The organism is Arthrobacter wenxiniae (genome assembly GCF_013376105.1).
GTDB classification, from domain to species: domain Bacteria; phylum Actinomycetota; class Actinomycetes; order Actinomycetales; family Micrococcaceae; genus Specibacter; species Specibacter wenxiniae.
The window spans coordinates 13,337-37,148 of record NZ_JAAMFM010000026.1 but is presented as its reverse complement, the minus strand read 5'-3'; the positions used below and the strand labels follow the sequence as shown (position 1 = coordinate 37,148).

General features: G+C 58.6%; 9 protein-coding genes. 6 read left to right on the top strand and 3 right to left on the bottom strand.

Translation table 11 applies throughout. The annotated features are described in order from the left end of the window. Positions 1-50 precede the first annotated feature (50 nt). From G6034_RS14975 to drmC, 4 genes are read left to right on the top strand one after another with little or no spacing between them, the layout of a single operon-like run. Entirely contained in the window at positions 51-4,097 is a 4,047-nt protein-coding gene (locus tag G6034_RS14975) for an Eco57I restriction-modification methylase domain-containing protein (protein WP_343038082.1), read from the top strand. After that, positions 4,094-7,867, top strand: a complete 3,774-nt coding sequence (gene drmA / locus G6034_RS14970; protein ID WP_176635912.1) for a DISARM system helicase DrmA — start codon at positions 4,094-4,096, stop codon at positions 7,865-7,867. Before G6034_RS14975 ends, drmA begins: the two co-directional genes overlap by 4 nt. Beyond that, positions 7,860-9,878, top strand: coding sequence for a DUF1998 domain-containing protein (gene drmB, locus G6034_RS14965; protein ID WP_176635911.1), 2,019 nt, complete (start codon positions 7,860-7,862; stop codon positions 9,876-9,878). The genes drmA and drmB overlap by 8 nt, the downstream gene beginning before the upstream one ends. After that, complete coding sequence (gene drmC / locus G6034_RS14960; protein ID WP_176635910.1) at positions 9,862-10,620, top strand: DISARM system phospholipase D-like protein DrmC; 759 nt, start codon at positions 9,862-9,864, stop codon at positions 10,618-10,620. Before drmB ends, drmC begins: the two co-directional genes overlap by 17 nt. A 90-nt stretch (positions 10,621-10,710) precedes the next feature. Here drmC and G6034_RS14955 read toward each other — a convergent pair whose 3' ends face one another. From G6034_RS14955 to G6034_RS14940, 3 genes are all read right to left on the bottom strand, one after another. Then, positions 10,711-11,682: a hypothetical protein gene (locus tag G6034_RS14955; RefSeq protein WP_176635909.1), complete on the bottom strand. Its 972-nt coding sequence runs from the start codon at positions 11,680-11,682 to the stop codon at positions 10,711-10,713. Positions 11,683-12,729: 1,047 nt separating this feature from the next. Next, positions 12,730-13,731 carry a sigma factor-like helix-turn-helix DNA-binding protein gene (locus tag G6034_RS14950; protein ID WP_246296042.1) on the bottom strand — a complete coding sequence of 334 codons (1,002 nt, stop codon included), beginning with the start codon at positions 13,729-13,731 and terminating at the stop codon, positions 12,730-12,732. Positions 13,732-14,415: 684 nt separating this feature from the next. Beyond that, positions 14,416-15,009: a hypothetical protein gene (locus tag G6034_RS14940; protein WP_176635906.1), complete on the bottom strand. Its 594-nt coding sequence runs from the start codon at positions 15,007-15,009 to the stop codon at positions 14,416-14,418. Between the two features lie 517 nt (positions 15,010-15,526). Here G6034_RS14940 and G6034_RS14935 point away from each other — a divergent pair. Continuing rightward, positions 15,527-21,970: a DUF4011 domain-containing protein gene (locus G6034_RS14935; protein WP_176635905.1), complete on the top strand. Its 6,444-nt coding sequence runs from the start codon at positions 15,527-15,529 to the stop codon at positions 21,968-21,970. Positions 21,971-22,884: 914 nt separating this feature from the next. After that, a complete protein-coding gene (locus G6034_RS14930; protein ID WP_176635904.1) occupies positions 22,885-23,796 on the top strand; it encodes a GIY-YIG nuclease family protein in 912 nt (303 codons plus the stop codon). The last annotated feature ends 16 nt before the right edge of the window (positions 23,797-23,812 follow it).

Below are 23,812 nucleotides of genomic sequence, written 5' to 3'. Positions count from 1 at the left end.
CACGCGGGACCCAGCGGCGCACCAGAGAGCATCGGGACTGGCTCGAACTCGTGGACCGCGACGGCCCGTTCGTTGCGATCCCCGCGATCAAGCGGGTCTGGCCCCAGGGAATGCCCCAGCTGGGGGCGAACGCGAAGGCCGCCTTGCGCGACGCCAAGCCAGACTTCGACCGGGCCTGGGACGACTGGAACAAAGCCGCTTCGGACGACGACGCCGCAGTTGAGTCGTACCGTGGTGCCCGGAACAAGTGGATCGATGCCGTGCTGCGCGACGTCGCCCGCTGGGATGCCCACCTCGTATGGGACGACGAGGAGCTCGGAGGGGTTCACTCTCAGGGGTCATCCGCGAAGCTGATGGCCGGCGTCAAGGCATCCGGTCAGTTCGTTCGCGACGGTGTTGCCGCCGCCCTCGTGATGGTCTTTGATCCTGTAGATTCGCTGCGCGATCCGATGAACGATTCATGGACCGCGAGCCCGATCGACCGGATGGATACGCTCCTGCGCAAGTCAGAGCAAAAGGTCGGCGTGGTCACCGACGGACGCTGGTGGGCCATCGTCGGTGCCCAGGACGGAGTCATGACGGCCTCGGGCATTGTCGACGCACAGACATGGATCGAAGAATCAGACGTCCGTGACGCCTTCCTTGAGCTCATCTCGCCCCAGCGTCTGACGGGCGGCAGCGAAAGCGACCGTCTGTCGGAGTTGTTCAAAGAGTCGATCACCGCGGCGGAAGACATCACCGTTGCCCTGGGTACCCAGGTGCGCCGCGCCGTGGAGCTTTTGGTCACCGCCTTCTCCGAGGAGGCGTTCGAGGCGCGGGACGCCGGCTGGCCCGACCCGTTGCCGGCCGACCGCGAGCTCGTCTACGAGGGGGCGGTCACCGCGATGATGCGTGTGGTGTTCCTGCTCTTCGCCGAGGAGCGCTCGATGATGCCCCAGTCGCCCCTGTTTACAGAGGCCTACGGTGTCAGCGGTCTGCTGGACGACCTGGACAAACGCATACGCGATGAGGGCGCTGAAGCCCTTGACGCCACGCACTACACATGGCACCGCCTGCTGGCCACGTCCAAGGCGCTGTACGGGGGAGTGACATCCGAGGACATCCGGCTGCCCGCCTATGGTGGATCGCTCTTCGACCCGGAACGCTTCCCATTCCTCACTGGTGTCGACGACCGTGGGGCCTTGTCAGTTGCCGTCAGCGATCGTGTCATGCTCGAGGTGCTGCGAGCCGTGCAGTACGCGGTCATCGGCACGGGCAAATCGGCCGAGCGTCGCCGGGTGTCCTTCCGTGACGTCGACGTCGAGCAGATCGGCTACATCTACGAGGGGCTGCTGGGGTACACCGCCGACGACGTCGACGAGATTGTTGTGGGTCTCGTCGGCAAGGACGGTGAAGAGCCTGAGATGCCGCTGCGGGTGCTCGAAGTGCTCGCCGAGGCCAACCCAGTCCCCGCAAAATTCGCTGCTGCGGTCATCGCGTGGGTCAAGAAAAACCAGCCGGCGGCCACAACGAAGTCGGCCGCCGCCTTGCCGAAGCTGCTGGGCGACGATGTTGAGGACGGCGAGCGTGCACTGTTGTCCGTGACGCGCGATGAGGCTTTGCTGGCAAGGCTGCGCCCGTTCCTGGGCATCATCCGCCGTGACTTGCGTGAGCGACCGGTGGTCATCCAGCCCGGCGGGCTTGCGGTCGTCGAGACACCATCACGTGCAAACTCCGGAGCGCACTACACACCCAAGTCGCTCGCCCAGGAAGTCGTGCGCTACGCACTCGAGCCGCTTGTCTTCCAACCCGGACCGCACCAGACGGCCGACGAGTCACAGTGGAGTCTGCTGGACTCCAATGAGATCCTCGACCTCAAGGTTGCAGACATCGCGTGTGGTTCCGGAGCGTTCCTCGTTGCCGCGGCCGAGTATTTGGCTGAGAAGGTGCTCAAAGCTTGGCACGCGGAAGGGGTAACCGGCTCTCCTCACGAGCTAGAGACCAAGGCCAGGCGGCAGGTCGTAGCCCAATGCCTCTACGGGGCCGACATCAATGGCATGGCTGTGGAAATGTGCAAAATCTCCCTCTGGCTTGTTTCGCTGGATCCTAAGCTCCCTTTCTCCTTCGTAGACGACAAGGTGCTTCACGGTAACTCCCTGCTTGGCATCACCGATCTTCGCCAACTTGAGGCTGCACACATCGATCCGTCCCGAGTGAAGACCCTCAAAGGGGGCGTTCAGTATTCTACGAGCACACTCTTTGGCGAGGGCTCAGAAGCTCATGGCCTTCACATAATTGACGTCAAAACGGTGGTCCAAAAAGCCGTTAGGCTACGGCAAGGCCTAGCCAACGTCGTCGACGAGAATGACCCGGCACGATCAACCAAAACCAAAAGAAGGATTTGGCACGAGTATCAGGAATTGATCTGGCAGCTGAGCGATGTGGCGGACGGCATCATCGCTGCTGGTCTTATCGAGGGTGGAAAGCCGGGGAAGAAACTCGACGAACAGTTTGGGAACCTCCGGATCGCAGTAGACCTGGCGTTCGCCGCCAACGGAGCGGGCGACCGCGCGATGCTTGACGGCATCATCGCCCGAGGGCTGACTCCGACAGTCGAGACCGACTACGAGCGGTGGATGCCTCTGCACTGGGCGCTGTCCGTGCCCGATGTCATGGAGCGGGGCGGGTTCGATGCCATTATTGGCAATCCACCCTTCTTGGGCGGAAAGAAGGTTTCTGGTGCCATGGGTACTGATGTCCGCGAGTGGTTCGTGAACGTTCTCGCCCATGGAGCGACCGGAAATACTGACCTCGTTGGGTACTTCTTCCTAAGGGCTCTTGCACTGTTGCGCGGCGATGGAACGCTCGGGCTGATTGCGACCAATACCATCGCGCAGGGTGACACACGTGAAGTAGGGCTGGATCGGATGGTGGAGGCTGGGTTCACGATCACGCGTGCTATTCAATCGAGGCCGTGGCCGGCAAAGTCGGCCAAACTTGAGTACGCCGCAGTGTGGGGTAGTGCCGGGCCAATATCCGAAGCGGCGGAGAAAGTGTCCGACGACATAGTAGTGCCGGCGATATCCACGCTTCTGGAGCCGGCTGGGCGGGCGGCAGGTACCCCCGCGCGACTCGAAGCAAACGATGATGTGGCATATATCGGTTGCTACGTTCTGGGCATGGGGTTTGTCCTTGAACCCGACGAAGCTCAACTGTGGATCACTGATGACGCTAGGAACGGTGATGTGCTGTTCCCTTATCTTAACGGCGAGGACCTCAACCAGCGTCCGGACGGCTCAGCGTCACGGTGGGCTATCGACTTCAACGATTGGACGGAAGAGAGGGCTAGGGAATACAAACTTCCGTACGCTCGTCTCCTCGAGAGCGTCAAGCCAGAACGCCAGCGCGTCAAACCGAACGGCGAGTATGCGCTTCGAAAGCCGTTGCCACAGCGATGGTGGCAATATGCCGACAAGCGTCCCAAGCTCCGCCGAGTCATCGCTGGTCTTGACGAAATTCTAGTCACTGCACGCGTTTCGAAGTCCGTCATGCCGATGCGGGTCCCGACCAGCCAAATCCTTAGCGACGCAGTCGTGGTGTTTGTAACCGTGGAGTATGCCGATCAGGCTGTATTGTCTTCATCACTACACCAGCTGTGGGCAATAACTTACGGCTCAACACTTGAGACTCGGGTCCGCTACACGCCGTCGGATGTCTTCGAGACGTTTCCCCGCCCTGCACCTACCGAGCGCCTAGCCAGGTCTGGCAGGGTTCTCGAAACCGAGCGCCGCGAGATAATGCATCGTCGCGATCTCGGTCTGACGAAGTTGTACAACTTGGTCAACGACCCGGAGATTGCTGACTCATCAGATGTAGATGTGGCGCGACTGCGTGAAATTCATGTTGAACTCGACTACGCCGTCATGACAGCTTATGGCTGGGATGACGTCTCGCTCGACCACGGATTCCATACTTACCGTCAGATGGAGCGCTGGACGGTAAGCCCGGCAGCTCGCGTCGAGATACTCGACCGCCTGCTCGAAGAGAACCACCGTCGTGCTGCCCGTCAAAGTGGGGAAGTTTCGTTGGACAATTCAGTGGAGGCTGACCACAAATGACAGTTGAGACTGGGGCTGCGGGCACGCAGCGTATGCCTTTTTCGGATTATGAGCTGACGAGTGAGCCGGACGGTACTTCGTGGACTGATCGTGAAAACCTAACCGACATCTTGGAACGAGAGCTCCTTGGCCCCGCCCATGGGGATGACGAGCTCTTGGACGCCGTGCCGGATGCTTTGTACCTCGTGGGCCGCATCGCTCCCGCAAAATTGATTGGCAAGGGCGGAGTGACACTTGCCGAGGATGCCGAGAACGCTGCTGATGAGGATGTCGTGGCTGCGAGCGAGTCGGATCTTGGCCGCGGTGTTCCAGCGGTGCAAGAGAACGAGACTGCCGGTTCGGATGACGAAGGCGCTGAAGACGTACCCCTTCGCCGGGGGATGATGATTCCGGCCTCAATGGGGCTGCGCTTTCAGGTGAGTCTTGACGTAGAAAACGTCGTGATCCGTGCTGAGTGGGGAACTTACCGGTCGGAAGAAACCGACGAGGTCACGGTTTCGGGCCGGCCAAAGCGCAAGTTTCGTCGAACCCAGCACACCTACCCGGTGGTCGTACCCGTCGGTTCCTTGCAAACGGGGGAGACTGCGGACTTCACCTTGGAGGATTCGATCCTCATCCGAGTGGACGTCATGAACTACGAGGGTAAACGGATCGTTGAAGCCGCGCTCTGCAATGATCGCGAGACCCCGCGTCAGATCCCTGTGGATGCTTGGCTCTATCAAACCAAGCTGTACGTCGAGGCCGTTGCCAATGCGCCGCAGAAAGACGTCTTTCTCCCGGTGGTAGACGCACTGGAAGGGCCGTATTTGGACAGTGAACCGGAGCTTGCCCGTCTTCAGTTGCAGTACCGGGATCGGCTGGAGTTCGGTATTGGGCGCACCTGCTCGGTTGACTGGACCGTGGCCGAAGGGGATCGTCGGGCGTCGCAGGTGCGGACCACTTGGTTGCCTTTGTCCGAAACGCCGCAGACCAATGCCCGTGACATCGACGGAGTTCTGCTGGACATGACCAAACTCGCCACTGCGAGTGTCGAAGACTTGGCCGCTGGGTTGCGTCCAATTGTGGAAGGCTATCAGGAGTGGTTGGACGGGCAGAAGTCGCGTGCCGCAGTGCTGCCCGACCACCTCCAGGACGTCGCTGCAGAAGCTATCCAGGACGCCGGAGTGGTGGCCAAACAGCTCGAACGCGGGTTGGACTTCCTGCTCGGCAACGACGAAGCGCTGCGCTGTTTCCGATTCATGAACCAGGTCATGGCCAGTCAACGTATACAGACGCAGGTTGCCGAACTACGTGCATCGAACCGGAAACTCAGCCTGAATGCTGCCCGTGATCAGGTGCTTGATCTCGGCCCGCGTGCGCATTCTTGGTTTACGTTCCAGCTGGCGTTCGTGTTAATGCAGCTTGAAGCGCTGGCACGCCCGGAACTCAAGCGCCGTTCCTCCCCAATGGCCAAAGCGGAGCTGTTGTTCTTCCCAACCGGTGGTGGCAAGACCGAAGCTTACCTCGGCCTCGCCGCATTTACGTTCGGGATCCGGCGTCGGCAGGGCGTCATCGACGGTGCAGACGGGCGAATCGACGGTAACTCTGGAGTTGCGGTTCTGATGCGATACACGTTGCGCCTGCTGACCGCCCAGCAGTTCCAGCGCGCGACGGCACTCGTATGTGCAGCTGAGGTTGCTAGGCGTAAGGATGAGGCGACCTGGGGGACCGAGCCGTTCCGCATTGGCCTTTGGGTCGGTACCGCAGTTTCGCCCAAGCGGTACGATGAGGCGGCTGAACAGCTTGCCGAGGCCAACGAGGGACGCAAGTACGGTCTGACAGTGCTGCAGCTGCAGCGTTGTCCATGGTGCGGGACGCCGATTGAGCCGAAGAACGTCAAAGGCGATGACGTACAGCGGAGAATTCGTGTCTATTGTGGCGACGACTTCGGCAGCTGCCCCTTCTCTGAAGGTGCGAAGGGCAGCAGCGAGGGTCTTCCGGTCTTGACGGTCGACGAGGAAATCTATCGGCTGGCTCCGTCGTTTGTCATCGCGACGGTAGATAAATTTGCCCGGCTGGCTCGTGAAGGTGAGGCCGCGGCACTTTTCGGGTACGTGCGCAAGTGGTGTGAGCGGCACGGCTATGTCCATGACGACCAACATAAGTTCTGCAAGATTGATATTGGGGGAAAGCACCCTGCGAGAAATGGCGTGCCATCCGCTTCGGTACGAGCCGTGGACAGGTTGCGGCCACCGGATCTGATTATCCAGGACGAGCTGCACCTGATTACGGGTGCCCTTGGCACAGCCGTGGGGGCATTCGAGCTGGCGGTCGACGTCCTAACCACGTGGAAGGACGATGCCGGGAATTCAATCCGCCCGCTGGTGGTGGCCTCCACGGCGACGGTGCGCAACGCGGCCGAACAGATCAAAGCGCTATACGGGCGTCGCGTGACGATCTTCCCACCGCAAGTTTTGGACGTATCTGACACCTACTTCTCCACGGAGGTCCCGGTTACACCAAAAACACCCGGACGCCGTTACATCGGCATCAGCACGACGGGTGTCAGGCTGACTTCGGCTGAGATCGTGGTTGCCAGCACGTTGCTGTCGGCGGGCCAAGTGCTCATGGATCAGGCCAGTGCGCCTGTTGTGGGCGAGCCGGTTTCGGCAGATCCATATATGACCTTGGTGGGCTATTTCAACGCCACCCGGGAGCTGGCGGGCATGGCCCGTTATATTGCGGACGATGTGCAGACCACGATCAAGAAGCGGAGGCCGGGAAAGAATTTTCCGCCCCGGTACGGTACCCAGCCGACGGGTCTAAACGTCGCGGAGCTGACCTCGCGAGTTTCATCGTCGGACATCACCGGAACTCTGGATCAGATGGGTGCCGCCTTTGACCCGCGCTGGGATTCCAATGAGGGTAAAAAGGTACGAGCTGTCGAGTCACGGACCGCGCGAGAGGCTGGCAAACGATACGCCTACCGCAAGCCTGACCCGTACGACGTTGTTCTTGCGACCTCGATGCTCCAAGTGGGCGTGGACGTTACCAGACTGGGGCTGATGTTGATGATCGGTCAGCCAAAGAACACTGCCGAGTACATTCAGGCATCTTCTAGGGTGGGGCGTGACGCCTCCCGGCCAGGATTGGTGGTCACGTTGGGCAACTGGGCGCGCCCCAGGGACCTGGCCCATTTCGAACAATTCCGTCACTACCATGAGACCTTTTACTCCCAAGTGGAGCCGCTGTCGGTCACTCCGTACTCCTACACTTCAATTGACAGATCCCTAGATGGCGTACTTGTCAGTGCGGCACGGGTATCGGACGCGACACGGGCCGATGGCCTTTCAAACGAGCGCAGTGCTTGGCGGATCGACGACGCCCTGGGCCGCCTCGACCAGTTGATTCAACAGATCGTAGGTCGGGCCAAGATTGCTGGCGGCGAGGAGGCCGCCCATGTAGTTGAGGAACGTCTGAAGAATCGTCGTGACCAGTGGTCTAAACGTCGTGCCTTCGTTCAGAAGAAGCACCATCAATTGGTGTATGAGAAAATTCCGGACGGCAAGGACGGTGAGTTCAGCGCTCTGCTGCTTTCCCCGGAGAACCAGCGTGCCGACGTCGGAATGGTGGACAGCCCGCCGTTCTCGGTGGCCAACTCGATGCGCGAGGTGCAGCCGGAGATCAATCTGCTCGTCACCCCCAAGAAGGAGAATCTCATGTCATGGGAACTCCAAGACGAACCGGAGTGGGTACCTGCTCCTCCTCTGGACGGAGAATCTAATGACTGAAATTCTTGAAACTGGCGGGATTTTGGACCCGGTTGGTGACTTGGAAGCCGGCGACTCTCAAGCGGCGACTAAGAATCGAGCAAAGGTCGGTTCAGCGCGGCCGTCATCCTTGTTGTACACCTATGGCCCCGGTGCCACGATGGACCTTCCATCGTTCACGATTATGCCCGCTGGTCTTGACGATTGGGAACGGGTATGGGCTCGTAGAGGTTCGGTGCCAACGGTTCATGCTCCGCGACTGTTGGATGCCGTCAAGGTTCACCTTGGACCGCAGATATCCGAGCTCCGGCCGTTCCCATGGGCGCCGAAGCCGTCGTCAAATAGTAGAGAAGGTGACGACCTTGGCGTGCCCGCTCGCGTGTTCCCGCAGTGGCTGCGCTGCACTCACTGCGACATGCTCGCCCCGCTCACCAGGTTCGCCTACCGCAACACCAACCCCTATCGACCTGACCAAGCCCGGTTCGAGCATGAGAAGTGCCCCGGCCGCAAGGGCCGCATCTCTAAAAGGCCAATGCCGGCTGTCCCGGCTCGCTATCTGCTCGCTTGTCCCGACGGTCACCTTGACGAATTCCCCTACAACTGGTGGGTCCATGAGGGTGCCAAGTGCACGGCCGCGGAAGTCCCAAGTCTTGCGATGCATGACCGCTCAGTGGGTAAGGGGGCATCGGCCACGATCGAGTGCGGGGCTTGCGGCCTAAAACGCCCAATGAACCAGGCACAGGGTGAAGCCGGAGCCTCGAAACTTCCGCGGTGCCGTGGTCGGCACCCGCACCTCGGTCTGTTCGACAAAGGCGGCTGCCCTAACGCGACTAAGCTCATGCTGCTTGGTGCGTCAAATCTCTGGTTCCCTGCCAGTCTCTCGATCGTTGTCATGCCAGAGGCCACTTCCGAGACTCATGCGATGGTGGCGGCCGACCTTCTCAATGCTGCGGGAAACAAACGCCTTGAGAAGTATGGGAGCGATCTCGCCAAATGGCGTGAATTTCTGGACGATGACGATTCTCCCCTTACTGAACTTTCAGATGACGATCTGGCTGCAGCGATCGCGCAGCTGATGGAGCCACCGCCATCGGAGGAGGAACTTGCCGAACAGCGACGCAATTTCGATCCAATCTCGCTGCTCGTGCCGGAATGGAACTTCTTGTTGCGCGATCCCCTCGGCAAACTGCATAAGGCAGACGAGAAAAGCGGTTTGGTCTTGTCTCCGCCTGTCGGAGGAGTGCATCCCGATCTAACTGCCCAGCACGTTACCCGTGTCATGGCCATTGACAAGCTTCGCAAGGTCAATGCCGTCCTCGGTTTCACCCGTATCGATGAGATGGAACGGGCTAACGACATTGGCCAGCGCCTAGTCCACCTGAGCCGTAGCGGCCGCCCGAAATGGACGGTCGCCACAGAAGACCGAGGCGAAGGGATCTATCTGCAGCTTGAAGAGAAGGTCGTCGCTGCCTGGGAGGAGAAAATCGAGAAGACCGACCTGTGGGAGGCCCATCGCGCCGCGCACGAACGCAACTTTCTGGCACGATTCTCCGAGACAGCCAAAGAAGTCGATCCTGAGAGTCGCTTCCGCCCCGCCCGCTACTGGCTCATGCATACCCTCGCCCACGTGCTCATCCGCGAGATGGCTATGTACGCTGGATACTCGGCGGCCTCGCTATCCGAGCGCATCTACGCCTGGAAACCGGAGGCGGAACGACCTGCGGCTGCCGGCCTGCTGATCGTGACGACGGCGTCGGACTCCGACGGAACGCTCGGCGGGCTGGTCCAGCTGAGTGCACGCGATAACCTAGAACGGGTGATGAGCCGGGCACTGGAACGCGCTCTCCGTTGCTCGTCTGACCCGGTATGTGCGCACCGGACTCCCAAGGATCCCGAAGAATTCCTACACGGTGCTGCGTGCCACACATGTGCCATGGCTTCCGAGACCTCCTGTGAGCGGGCCAACCGCTTCCTTGACCGCAGGTTTCTGGTCGACCTGCCGGGGTCGGTGGGACTTGGCTTCTTTAGCTGATTGGTCTTCTGCTAATTCAGAGGCATTCCGACAACTCGGAGTACTGCTAACAGGAACTGAAGCTGGACTTGTTGCCGAAGCGTTAGAAGATGGAGAAAGCCTGACGTCGGCAGTCGGAGCAATCGACGTCGCCAAGCGGTCTGAAATCGCCCAGATACTTGGAGCAGCGGGGCTACGCTTCGACGGTGAGCTCATTGCGGCGGTCCTACGCGGCGTTGAAGGTGCCCGGTCCGCGACACGCGCGGTGGATACACTCTGGACGTCGCCTGGGCACGTCTTCGGGACCGGTGCATTGACGACGTCATTGGTATCGATGGTCGAGGGTGCACGACAGTCGGTGGTGTGCTCGACCTTCAATTTCCAGAAGACCTCCGGCATGTGGACGGCGCTCCACGATGTCGCAATGCGACCTGGAGTCTCGGTCCGAGCCTACATCGATGCGGAAGCCAGCGCCGGTGGACGAGGCCCGAGCGCGGATGACGTGGCAGAGTGGCTCGCGCCGGGAGCGGTGCTCCAAACCAAACGGTTTGATGGCAAGCCAGTCCGTAACCATGCGAAGTTTGTAGCAATCGACCACCGCTTCCTCGTTGTCACAAGTGCAAACTTTAGCTGGAGCGCCGAGTATGGCAACGTCGAGCTGGGAGTTGTCATCGACGACGGACATCTGGCCGAGCGCGTTGAAGGTGAGCTTCGCGTGGCCGAATCTTTCCTCTATGAACGAGTGAGTAGGGCAAGACATTGACGTCGACGCACGCGCAACTTGTCAGTCGGGGAGAATCGCCGACAGCTGTGGGCGGGTCGCCGGTAAAGGCCCGCCGAACGGCGCCCTCGGTTACCTGTAAAACCAATCAGGCAGTTGTTCTTCCGCCCAGGGCTCATCTGGCGAAGAATCAGCAAAGCTACCCTCATCAGCCTCAATTGTCCAAATAGACCCGGTATGTGTCCATGTGAAGTGGCCATCAAATATGTCGACTTGATTCGTCAACTCCGGACTCGAATGGTCCACGGCTAACCCTAATGGTTCGTGGGGACGGGTGTAGCTTATTGGGATTTTATCGAAATGAGGCTGCCGCCGCTGGTTTTCGTCCCACCATGCGGTGATTTCAACGAGACGGCTCATTTCGATTGGGCGGCGCGATTCTGCAAGATTAGGGGGCATAGGTGTCTCCGATGATTGAATCCACTGCCTGTGGTCACGCCGCCAAACAGACTCGTTAGTACTGACTATTATGTCGGTGACAACACCATCAAGGCTTACAAGAAGGGAAGCGCAGCTTAATGCCTCAATGAAATCGGTACCAGCCAGTTGTTGGTTCTGTTGAGGGGACAGCCCTCTTGCGTTGGCTACGTACCAAGCATGCGCTTCAGCGGCAAGCGCTGGAATGATTCGTGACATTATCCCTGATTTGAGCGCATTGTCCACGACGTCGAACGATGGCACCTCTGTTGTTTGAATCGGTTCTGAAGTCGCTTCCCGTTGTAGTTCCAACTGAATAAAGTCATTCTCAATTTGAGATTTCCTGGAGAGCACCACTCCTGATGTCGATTTTCCTAATCGCCATCCTGTGTACTGGTCGGCATACCATGTTCCGCCCTCGGTCTGCAGGAGGAGTTGCAAAGCATCGGATTCCTCATCGACCTCAAGACGAAACATCGGAAAACACGCGCAAAATTTCAGTGCTTGTTCCAATGTTGGGGCGTTTTTCAGAGAATCCCACCAGCGCACGCTCAAGTCTTCAAGTAGCGGACTTATGAGATTTCCTCGAAACTCTCCATGGTCGCCAACGATCTGGTCATCATCCACGGGCAACCATGTTCCTAATGCGCGTCTCAACCACTGATCGTGCAAAATTAGAAAAAGTGTGACTTCGATTTCCTGGTTAGGGGGTCCATACCCTGCAACCAATAGATATGAGCCATCTGGGCTGTTCTGATAAGCGTGAAAGCCAAGCTTCCCCGCAGCAAGGTACCTGGTGTGTAGATCCGAAGGGAATCTGTCAGGTGCAGGTGACTCAGTGTTTGTCTCAAGCATCAACTAGTCCTTGGTGTGCGGTCAAGAGTGGGGATCGCGAACTGTCCGTGTTACCGCGGCGCTGCCACGAGTTGTATCCGCAAATCGGCCACATGGGTCGAGTCTATGCTGCCCCGGCCTGGAAATCTCGTTGACTGTTGCTGGATTCGCTGATGTTGATGTCGCTTGCGGCTGCGGTTTCGTCTTGGCCTAGAAGCAGGTAGCTGAATTCGTTAGGGATGTTGTGGTGCCGGTGCTGTGGCGACAGATTGGGTGGTCACATTAGACGACTTGAAGTTGCCCTCAATCAGCAGTGAAGGCGGACACGCCGGATCCTTATACGCTCGAGTCTCCCGGGAGTTATGAATCGAGATAATTAGAGCCGCGCTGGAAAAAAGTACCGAGCGCGCGGGAAAAAGGTACCGAGAAAGTGGCTATCCATGTCGCTGCCGTGATTCCGGGGAAGTTGGGGCCGGATCGGCTCAAATAAAGGTGAATTTGTGGCGTGTGTCGTGCGCGCTTCTCAACTGCTGCTCCTGTTCTTCTGCCCAGCGAATGACCATTGCCCCCTGAAATACGGGAATATTTGGCAAAATGGACCGAAAATGCGGCGGGGACCAGTGGAATCTTCCAGGCCCAGTCAGAATGTACTGCTACAACCTTGCAATCACGGCAGTTACATGGATAGCCACTACCGAGAAAACAACAAAGCATAACCTCGGGATTCAGCTCGCGACCCTTGCTAAGCGCGAGTCCCACCTTGACACACTTCATGGCATCCGATGAACGTTGAGCCTGCCAGCGGTACAAGGGCAACTGACGATCCGAATAATACCGAAGCTAATCTTGAACCGAACGGACTGCGTCTGCCCAGGTGCCATATACGTTTCGCACGGAAGCGCCGGAGGGCCGGGATCGTCCCATGGCAACATCTTGTTTCACCCAGTCTTCGTAGGCCGCGTATGTGGCATTGGTTTGTGCGTCAGTTGCGAAGGCATAGTAGTCTCGCACCGCATCGGTGTAGTCGTCTCGGGTGAACTTCAATAGCCCCTTGGGGCGGCCTTGAGTCGTGGTGCCGATGCCCATCTCGTCCAGAGCTTCGTTCCAGCCGCCAAAGCGCTTCATGACGGTTTGACGGGTCGGTGGCCACGGGAAAGCACCCTGACGCGATACGAGACCGAGCGCAACGACCAGCTCATCACGGAGCTCCCCATAGCGTTTACCGGTGATGCTGGCGTCGGGATTGCTGGATAGATGCCTCTGTGCAGCTCCGATAACACCCAGTATCGTGGCGATGTCGTTGTCGGTTGCTTCAGCCGAGCCAAGTGCTGCCCGCAGCTCGCTCATCAATGAAAGATCCAGATTGACCACTGCCCATGCAGGATCAGGCGATAGCCCGATGTCGGCGCCAAATAAGTACCAGACACCCGCGGCGACAGCCTCCTTGGAGAAGATGTCATCGACCTGGATCTTGTCAAAGACGATGCTCGACTCCCGCAGCGCATCCTCGGCCAAGTCGACGTCGATCGCCGGATAGAGAGCTTGCAGCTTCAAGATTACGTCCGATCGAACAACGCCCTTTCGGGCCATCCGGCGCGAGACCTCGCCGTATTCCGCCAAAAATGCCTCACTGGCGGCCCTCGCGGTCGATTCCCTGGCTGCCATCCGCTTCTGCCGCGATTCTTCGGCACTTGCGCCGCCCACCTTTGCAATGATCTGGCGGACGCGTTCACGTGTGATGCCGTAGCTTTGGCCGATAGCATCGAGCGTCTCGCCGTCAGCGTAGCGCTCCACCATTGCAGCGTCGCGTTGTTCCCGGTTTAGCTCAGTTGTTGTTGTCATGGTCATATTCCTATCAGTAGCCTCGGACATTATTAGTTAGCCCCGCTGGCCCAAACGTAGAAAAGGGGTGGCGGACCTCAGCGGATGCAGGGACATCCATGAACAGCCGATTTGGATGTGAGGCCGGCAATGCCCGCTGCACATCTCTCAGGGCAAGGCTGTTTGAAATCGGCGGGAAAATCGCTAGCCACGCCCGTCAAACAATCCCGCACTTGGCCTCCACAGCACCGGATGTACATCTGCTGCTAAAGCGAATGAAACTTGTTGCGGCACGGAGCCTGCCATAGGCGAAGCTACCGCTCGTCCGCCAGTGATCCAGAAAACTCCAGTATTGCCCCGACCGGCGTGGAACCCGTCACCGACCACCGCCACCAGGCCAGCGGTCAAAATGTCACACCTAAAAACCGCAATGGAAAACATCAGACAGACAGTCAGCCCTGATCCACCAGAAACCCCGCCTCATGAAAAATCGAGGCTGACGACTAGGCGACAAAAGCGGCTCCGACGAGCCCAGCGAACGCCTCATCGCCACCAATACACAGGACCCGGGCACCCACCTGGTCCCCACAACATTTACCTCACAGCCATGAGCTCTGGTCCGAGCTGACACCGGCAGAATCGGTTGCAGTCCGATTGTGGCCCACTAACGTAGAACCGCCGCAGATAGGGCAGCAAAAATGGGGACTAAAGATCTTCGATAATTGCTGATTCGCGGAAAGCTTTCTCTAAACCTTGATGCAGATTGCTAGAATACTCGATAGATAAATCTATCTCATAATTATCGCCAAAGAGTGACAAAAGAATAGATGACTCTCGAGCATTCCATTTGGTAAATTTTGAAAGATGATCAATACTAACTGCCATGCCCCACTGCTGCGGGTCATCTTGATACAGATCGTTTGACCAGTAAGTATTTTGTTCCACTGGTGTACCGTATTTCTTTGTAAGGTTGGCAGATAATTCATCGAACTTCGTTAAATATGTATTATTATTCGCAGTAGTGTCATTTACGACATATTTCCCCCTCACGAGCTGATCGTCGATGAATATATATACGGCGAGACAATTAAGTTCACCCAATTTAACTTCAAAATCAAGGTATCCAGACTCGGAAAGCCTTGGATCGCCGGTCTCGATGGATTGAACTTGCCCCATCGAGCTGCCCCAGCTTGCCTTGCGAAACCCCTCGTTTGCCACGCTCGGAGGCGTCTCAAATGTGCTCCACGTGCCATTCGAATTCAGGTCAACGACTTTGCCGCTATCTGTGACTGCTCTCATAATTTCTTAGTCCCCTTAGATTGTTCGCGTTCCGTGATGATGATTGCCGGTTGCTTGGTACAAGTTCAAGAGGCTGTCCTAGCGTGGCGGCTCGTCATAGAAGGATACGGGATTGATGGTTGGCCGGGTGGCGACGCCGCAGACTAACATGTAGATATTTTGATCGTCGTTTTGGCGGTCTCGAATTTAGCCGGGCTCCCTAGGTTCCAGCTGTCCTTGGGTTTCTGGCCACCACTTGGCTCTGCCTGTCTGCGACCTGCTTGTTTGGTATTTGAGCGCATCAGCCATAAGACTTCTGTGACATCCCATGTCTTGGGGCTGCCCGCATGCGTGCAAATGTTTTTCGGAAAATTTAGGTACCAACGCAATCCACGATGAAAAAGACCGTCAGAAAGCCGTTTATAGGCCGCTCCTACGATCCAACTTAAAATTACCCCATTTGGGTGTTAGTCGGCACAGTACTAGTCTGAGCTGAGTTGATGTGGGGCGTGGCATCCGCCGCAGATGGGGGAACAGAATGGGTATTTCCAACCGCGAGTACGTCGGTCGTGCTCTGGACACTTTGGCAAGCGGCCTAGACTCCTACATTGGGTCGGTCCTAGAGAGTGTTGCGCCAGGCATTTCTTGGCCCAAGCTCTTAGAGCACAAGGACGCCAGCGCCGGCAGGGCGCCGATACAATACTCGTCCGCGGACCTAAGCGCTCAGCTCCGTGTCATGACAGAGGCCTTGGGATCCCTCGGCTACCCCTTCAACTTGAACCACGAAACACGCAGCTACACCTCAGAGCTGCGCCAGACCCGCAACCTTTGGGCCCACAATGAGACCTTCGATGGAGCAGATACGTTCCGCGCGCTGGACACGACCCGGAGGCTGGCCAAAAATCTGGAGCTGTCCGAGGCCGTACAGGTACTTAACACATTGCTCAACGAGTACACGATGCGGGGAGCAGCCAAGGCCACCACGGAATCCACAGGGACTGGCAGCGGCAGCAAAGAAGTACAAACCGTCTCGCCCCAGCCAGCTGAGCCCGCCGCTATGAAGCACCTCGTTAGCGTGGAGGTCACCACAGCGGAGTCTCTCAGTTATGCAATGGTGCACAACGGTTTCAAGTTCGTCAGGCAAATACGAATCACGAATCCGGGGGCGGAAATCCGCGGTGCCGTGGTCCGCGTGGAGGTGTTTTCCAGTGCAGCCAGGATTTCAGAGGAATTCCAGCAGTACGTGGACCTCGCTGCCGGGCAGTCCATAGTCCTGGACGACATCAATGTCCACGTGTCTGCCACTACGATGTATGAACTTTCAGACAAGCGGTCCGGTCGAGCGGTTGTATCTGTCGAGTCCGGCGCGGCAGGTGCGGAGTCGATGGAAATTGGCAAGGCAGAAGCGCGTCTAGACCTGCTACCAGCACAGCTGTGGATCGCTGGCAGAGGTCTTGTCTCCTACGAATTCCTAGCAGCCTTTGTGCAACCCCATCATCCCGCTATTTCCGCGCTTGTCTCCGAGGCCGCGGACCTTTTGAAGAAAAGGACTGGCAGCAGCAGCCTGGATGGCTATATGGACGGCCCGGAACGTGTGGACGAGATTGTCTTCGCGCTGTCCGAAGCCGCCAGCCAGCGCGACATCCGATATAGCATGCCGCCTACGAGCTGGGGGGTGGAGGGCCAGCAGGTGCGGACGCCGGCTCAGGTACTGGAAGATCGTCTTGGTACCTGCCTCGACACCACGGTCGTCATGGCCGCTGCGCTTGAGTTCTGCGGGATCGCTCCGCTCGTCTGGATCGTCGACGGACACGCCTTCCTCGGTTACTGGCGGGAGGAAGGCACGCTTCCAACCGCCGCTTATGACGATGTCGCAGAGCTCGTCAGTCTTGTTCAGCGAGGTTTCATCGGCTTGGTCGAAACAACGCTGCTGACAGGTAGCCAACCCATCAGCCCGCTCATCCTCAGAGGCAGCCCGGAAGCGACGTACATCGAAACGGGTCACGACAAAATTCAAGCAGTCACCGACATTCGACGTGCCCGACTTGACGGCATTTACCCTTTACCGGCACGTACTATCGCTGTTTCAGGAGAGCTGGTCGTCACAAATTACGTCCCGGAGGCCAAAGTGGCTCCGGTCCTACCTGAGAAAAGAGGTAAGGGAGCGCCGCACGAGCGGAGCGCTGCCGATGTGCCACCGCGAGTCACACAGTGGAAGAATGCACTGCTAGATCTCAGCCTGCGAAACCGGTTGATCAACTTCACAGACACAGCCCGCTTCCCCCTTGCGGTCCCCAGTACGTGGATTGGCGCGTTCGAAGATCTCGTCAACAACGGCACTCCCATCAGCCTTATCCCATCCAACCAGATCAGTGCCATCCACCAAGAGCGCGGTATCCGCTTCGGCAGAGACCTGCCACTGGACGAACTGATTAGCATGCTCAGCACGAAGAAGTCCGTTTTTGCCGAGGTATCCGTTGAGGCCTACAACGCCAAAATGCGAAGCCTGGCCTACAAAGCGAAAACCCAGACACAAGAAACGGGCGCCAATAACCTGTATTTGGCCCTCGGTAGTTTGCTGTGGGAACTCGACGGCCGAGCACTCCGCTCGCCGCTGGTGCTCATCCCCGTTACCCTGACGTCGGCGGGAAAGAACGGACTTTACCGGGTCACGCTGGACGAGGCTGGCCAGTCAACACCCAACTACTGCCTGTTGGAAAAGCTCGCTCAAAGCCATGGACTTCGAATTCCCGGCTTGGCGGAGCCGGCCGAAGATGGCTCCGGCATAGACCTGGACGCTGCTTTCAACGCAGTTAGGGAAGCAGTATCAGCCAAGGGGCTGGCTTTCCGCGTGGAGAACACTGTGGACCTGTCCATGTTGCAGTTTGCGAAGTTCCGTCTTTGGAAAGATCTGGACGAGAGCTGGGAGCAGTTTGCCCAGAACCGCCTCGTCGATCACCTCATCACCAGCCCGACGGAACTTTTCAACGACCCCGTGAAGCGCGCAGAGGGGACGGACCTCGATGCCTTGTCTGCCCTGTGCCCCATCCCGGCCGACTCGACGCAGCTGCAAGCTGTCGCATCGGCAGTTGCTGGAGAGACCTTCGTGTTGGAAGGCCCTCCCGGCACGGGTAAGTCCCAGACGATCACCAACTTGCTTACACGCGCGATCGTAGAAGGTAAGCGTGTCTTGTTTGTCGCCGAGAAGCGCGCCGCCCTGGACGTTGTGCAGAAACGGCTGGAAGAGGTAGGCATGGGTCCTTTCTCTCTGGATTTGCACGACAAGGGGAGCAAACCGGCAGCGGTTCGGGCGCAAATCAAACAAGCGCTTGAGCTGCGTTTGGCTTCCGACAGCCAGCAATTGGACACCGCCGCAACCGACCTCGCCTCTGCTCGGCGCACTCTCATTCGTTACGCCGGCCGTCTGCATGAGGAGAACGACGCTCAGCTTTCCCTTTACAGCTCCCGGACTAAGTCCTTGACCTTTGACTCCGATATTCCCGGGCTGTCTCTTGGCTCGGACTTTGTCTCCTCAGTAAAAGGTACGATCCTTGAGTCCATTCGAACCCTGTTGCGTGAGCTGCCCGAATACACCGACCGGGCTCGCCCCGCCGCGAACCATCCCTGGCGGTTCGTGACTTTTTCCGCGGGTACCGAGGAAATGACTCAACTCACCGGCGTTGGACGTCGAATCGACGAGGCTTTGGACGCCATCAGGTCCGTTGAAGGTCTGCCAGCCGTTATCGGCAGCGCCACGTCCCCGGCCGAAGTTCGCACGCTTGCTGCTCTTCTTGAGGATCGCAGCGTCCCGGTGCAGACTCTCGACGTCGTAAGGTCCAGCCCGTGGTCCGCAGGAGCTCAGCATCTAGAGCAGCTGGCGTCGGCATTTGCAGCGGTGAATCACCCCGGCCTGGATAAGGTGGGTCCCGCGGCCATGGATCTCCCACTTGAAGAGATCCTGGGTCGGGCACAGCAGGCTGCGGCCAGCGGCTTCTTTGGTCGCAAGAAGCGGTTGCTGACAGTAGTGGCGGAGCTGAACGCTGTGGTGCATCAGGGAGCGAGGGTCCGGCCAAAGGAGCTGGTGCCGTTGATGCTGAGTCTGGTTGCCGCGCAGCAAGAAATCCGCGGACTTCAGGACCAAGCTCAAGCCGTTCCTGGCATGGCTGTCCCACAGGGTTGGAATCCGTTGACCGAGAATGGACAACAGGCGCTGGAGCGTCGGCTCGGATGGCTACGGTGGGCAGCGCAGGCTGTACAGCCAATCGACGGCGACGGAAGGGCCCGCTTCCAAACGGCCTTGCGTGATTTCCTCAACGATGGTCAGCATGTCCACGTGAACATCATCGCCTGGGTTTACGAGCTCGCATCGGCCTGGGAATCACTTGTGGGTACCGCAGCCATGGAATACTCGGAAATTGCTGGGTGGACCGGAAACAAGGGATTCATGGAGGTCTGGTCCGCCACGCGGGCCGCTAGAGGCATCGACCCCTCGGGGTCCCTGGTTTTGCAACGTTGGCAGGAACTGCTCTCTCATGTGGAACTTCTCCGATCGGTGGGCTTGCACGACGTTCGCACCGCAATTTTGGATGGTGAGCTCGATGCGGATGATGCCGCTACGGCTTTCGAACGCGGTCTGGCCGAGAGCTCCTTGGAAGAACGCCGACTGGCGACCGGACTGCAGGATTTTGACGCTCAGGTCCACGAGCGGACCATCGAGCGGTTCACCACGCGGACCGCGTTGGTTCGTGAGCTCTTGAAGGGGAACCTTGCTGCCGACGTCGTGAGTTCGCGGCGGGTATCGTCGTCATCTACTACTGGACGGATCGGGGAGCTGCAGCGTCAACTTACCCGCCAACGCGGCGGCCTCACCGTCCGCAAGCTGATGGAAAATTACGCCGACCTCATAACGCAGATCATGCCGTGCACGCTCGTGAGCCCGGACTCCGTTGCGCGGTTCTTCCCGGCACGAGCGGGTCTCTTCGACATCGTGGTGTTCGATGAGGCTTCACAGATCCGCGTGGCAGACGCTGTCGGCGCGATGGGCCGCGGCGCGTCCGTGGTGGTCGTAGGCGACAGTAAACAGATGCCCCCAACTTCGTTCGCCGAATCGTCCGGCGATTCTCTGGATGACGTGAGCAACGACGTCGTTCCCGTCGAGGATATGGAGTCCATCCTTTCCGAATGCGTTGAGGCACGCGTGCAGCGCCAATGGCTGTCTTGGCATTATCGGAGCCAGGATGAATCACTCATCGCATTCAGCAACCAGCAATACTACGAGAGCAAGCTCTCTTCCTTCCCCGGGCCATCCCACGGAGCCCCGAACCCCGGGCTGCGCGGTTACGGTGTGAACTTCGTGCGCTTGAACGGTCAGTTCTACCGATCCGGAACCTCGAAGGTTTTGCGGACCAACCCCATCGAGGCGGCAGCCGTCGTGGCTGAGATTCGGCGTCGGTTTGACGCCAGCAGTGGGTCCCCGTCGGTGGGAGTGGTGACTTTCAACCTGCAACAACGCGCGTTGATTGAAAGCCTCCTCCGCGACACTGATGACCCCCGAATCGTCAAGGCCTTGGATGATGACCCCGAGGGCCTTTTTGTGAAGAACCTGGAGAACGTTCAGGGTGACGAGCGTGATGTCATTCTCTTCTCGACGGGCTTCAGTAAGAACGACAAGGGCTACCTCCCACTGAACTTCGGTCCGCTAAACCGGGCTGGCGGAGAACGGCGGCTCAATGTGGCTGTGACTCGTGCCCGACGGCAGGTCATCGTCTTCTCCAGCTTCAGCCCCTCCGAACTGCGATCAGAGGAGACGAGCTCAATCGGAATCAAGCACCTGCGGTCCTACCTGGATCTCGCCGAGCGCGGGACCGGCGCGCTGCCGTATGACGGTCGTCGCGCCCACTTAGTGGACCTCCACCGCGAGGAAATCGCAGACGGACTCCGGGACCGCGGATATGCCGTCGCCACCGACGTCGGGCTCTCGGACTTCAAGGTCGACATCAGCGTGGCATTGGCGGACGCCCCAGACAGACCTTCCATGGCCATCCTCTTGGACGGTCCGACTTGGGCGGCACGGCGTACTGCCGGGGATCGCGACGGCCTGCCAGGGGAGGTTCTGACTAGAATGATGCGCTGGCCGTCGGTCCAGCGGGTGTGGCTGCCAGCTTGGATCAGTGACCGCGAAGCCGTGTTGGACAAGCTAGAGAGGGTATTCGCTGAAACGACTGCGGGCGTGCCTGGGCCAGATGCCGAGCCGGTTCGGTCCGCTGGTACGGAAGGTTTGAAGGATGAACCTGCTGTTTCCAACACCATGTCTGCTTTGTACAGCCCGCTGCCGCTGGCTTCCGAAGTTGGACAATCTGACGCGCCGTCGTCACTGCTGGCTTCGGTCGATAGCGGGCCCCGGTCTACGACAGATTTCGTCGAGCAGGAACATCCGGGTTACAAGCCGTGGACAGTTCGCCGCTTTGGCGGCAGGGACATTCTGGATGCGTTGCCATCCCGGCGTTCCGTGCTGGCCGTCCGTGAAGCTCTCAGGGCTATTGTTGAAGCGGAGGGCCCTGTCCACCAAGTGCGGTTGGCAAAACTAGCCTGCGCCGCTTTTGAGCTAAACAAAGTGAACGCGGACCGGGCCAATTCCGTCTTGGATGCGTTGGATTCATCAGCCCATCAGTGCGATCGGGATGGATTCATTTGGGAGGGCAGTATTGATCCGGAGCAATGGACGGAATTTCGAGTGAATGGACTAGACGTCGAGCGAAAGCTTGAACACGTCAGTGTAGTGGAGCTCCGCAATGCCATGATCGATATAGTCCGTCGATCAGGCGGCATCTCGGTCACCGAGCTGCAGGTGGAAACCATTCGGCTCTTTGGTGGGAAACGGCGAACTGCTGGCATAACTGCCCGGCTGAACGAAGGCCTCCAGTATGGAGTTGACAACGGGCGACTTCAACTCCGAGGTGACGTTGTATATCTGGCTGGATGAGTGCGATAGTCGGCCGTGCCTTGGCGGCGAGTTGCTCCCATAGTGCGGTTCAGTCGCTTGCCTCAATCATGTCTAGCGGGGCCGCCGGCACGTCAGGGCTGGCAAATAGTTTTATCCTCACTTGGGAGATCCCAGTGTCCGGGCGCTGGGGAAGGGGAAATGCTGCTCGACGACGAACGAGCTATTTGATCCGGTTTCAACGGCGGAGATCCAAGGCCTGGTCGACGGCGCTGAGGAAGATTTTGCCGTGGACGAATCGTGGGTGGCTTCGTCCTTGATGAGTTCTTCGAACCGGGTGGCCACATGGGTGTCCTTACACGTTCGTGGGTCATTTCAGTCTCGGATGTGCCAACCTACGGCCCTCCCGGTCTAACCTCGTGTGACTGACCAAGGCCCCTTGGGGGACATGAACCCAAATGCCATCCGGCTGGTAAGCGTGGTTTTAGAGTTCATGGATTCTAGCCTTCCAACGGGGACTCTTCGCTTGTCAGGATTCCTGCTACGCCGTCACCGTCCCTTCGGTCCGTGGTCTGCGGCTCAATGGGAGCTGGTAGGCGACGTTTTTGTCCACGGCCCAGGGAGCGACGATGCCGGCGCCCAATATTTGGCTCCTGAGCTGTGTGAGCTTGATCTTTGGTCAGCTTCAAGGGTGGGCGGTGTCAGCACTGACGTGCACGTGACCCATTGCCTCCCGCCAGTAGGTGATGCCAAGGCTCGTGAATAAGCTCAGCCTGATACTGCAGTTGGTTGTTTCCCACATTGATCGCAAAGCGAAGCGAGTGACCGAGTAGAGGCCGTCAAATTCGTTGCCATTGGCGAAGCCAGCCGAGCGGCGAAGCGTGGGATCAACGTCAATTGTCGGTGTTTGGTGATACAACCAGTGGAGAGGGTTCGAATCGTATATAGGGGATATCTTGGCTACTGGTAAGCAGGTTCGTCTGTTTTTGGTAGATGGGTCGCCGACTGGCATCTTGACGGCGGAAATCATGAATTGGACGGGCAGGGTCGTCTCTGGTTCCAGGTCCGAATTGAATGACTTGCTGGGGCGGGGAGAGGCGAATTCGCCGGGTGTGTATTTTTTGCTCGGTGATAATCCGGAGGATGCGGATCGCGGGCTGCTCTATGTTGGTGAAGCGGACGACGTGGCGGCCAGGCTGCGGCAACACAACAGTGCCAGCACCGGCAAGGAATTTTGGAATCGTGTGGTCTTTTTGACGAGCAAGGATGCGAACCTAACCAAGGCGCACGTGAGATACCTTGAAAGTCGGTTCATTGCGCTGGCTGCTGCCACTGATCGCTATGCCCTTGAGAACGGAAACCGTCCGCCGACCGTGAATCTTCCGGAAGCAGACGTTTCTGACATGGAGTATTTCATTAGCCAAGCTCAGATTGTCCTGCCGGTCCTTGGGCTGGACGCGTTCCGCGGAAGGCCAATTCCGACAACCGCGACGACGAATAGCACGGGAGATCACCTCTCGCCAGTCTTCGAGATGAAGGTGCCCGCCGAACAGGGCATTGCTCGGGGACAAGACATCAACGGCGAATTCGTGGTCGTCGCCGGTTCCAGTGCCCGTTCGACGTGGACGGGATCTGGCCACAACTACGGGCTGCTTTATGAGCGGTTGCGTAAGGCGGGTACTCTCAGCGTTGTCGATGGCGAGGGTGTCTTCGTGGACAGCTACGCGTTTAACAGCCCGAGTGCCGCCGCTGCCGTAGTGTCGGGCCGCAATGCGAACGGACGAACTGCGTGGAAGGTCCCTTCTTCAGGGCTGACCTTTGCCCAGTGGCAAGAGCAGCTGGCTCCGCCACTGCCTGAGTACTCGTGACGGTGGGGAGGGAACC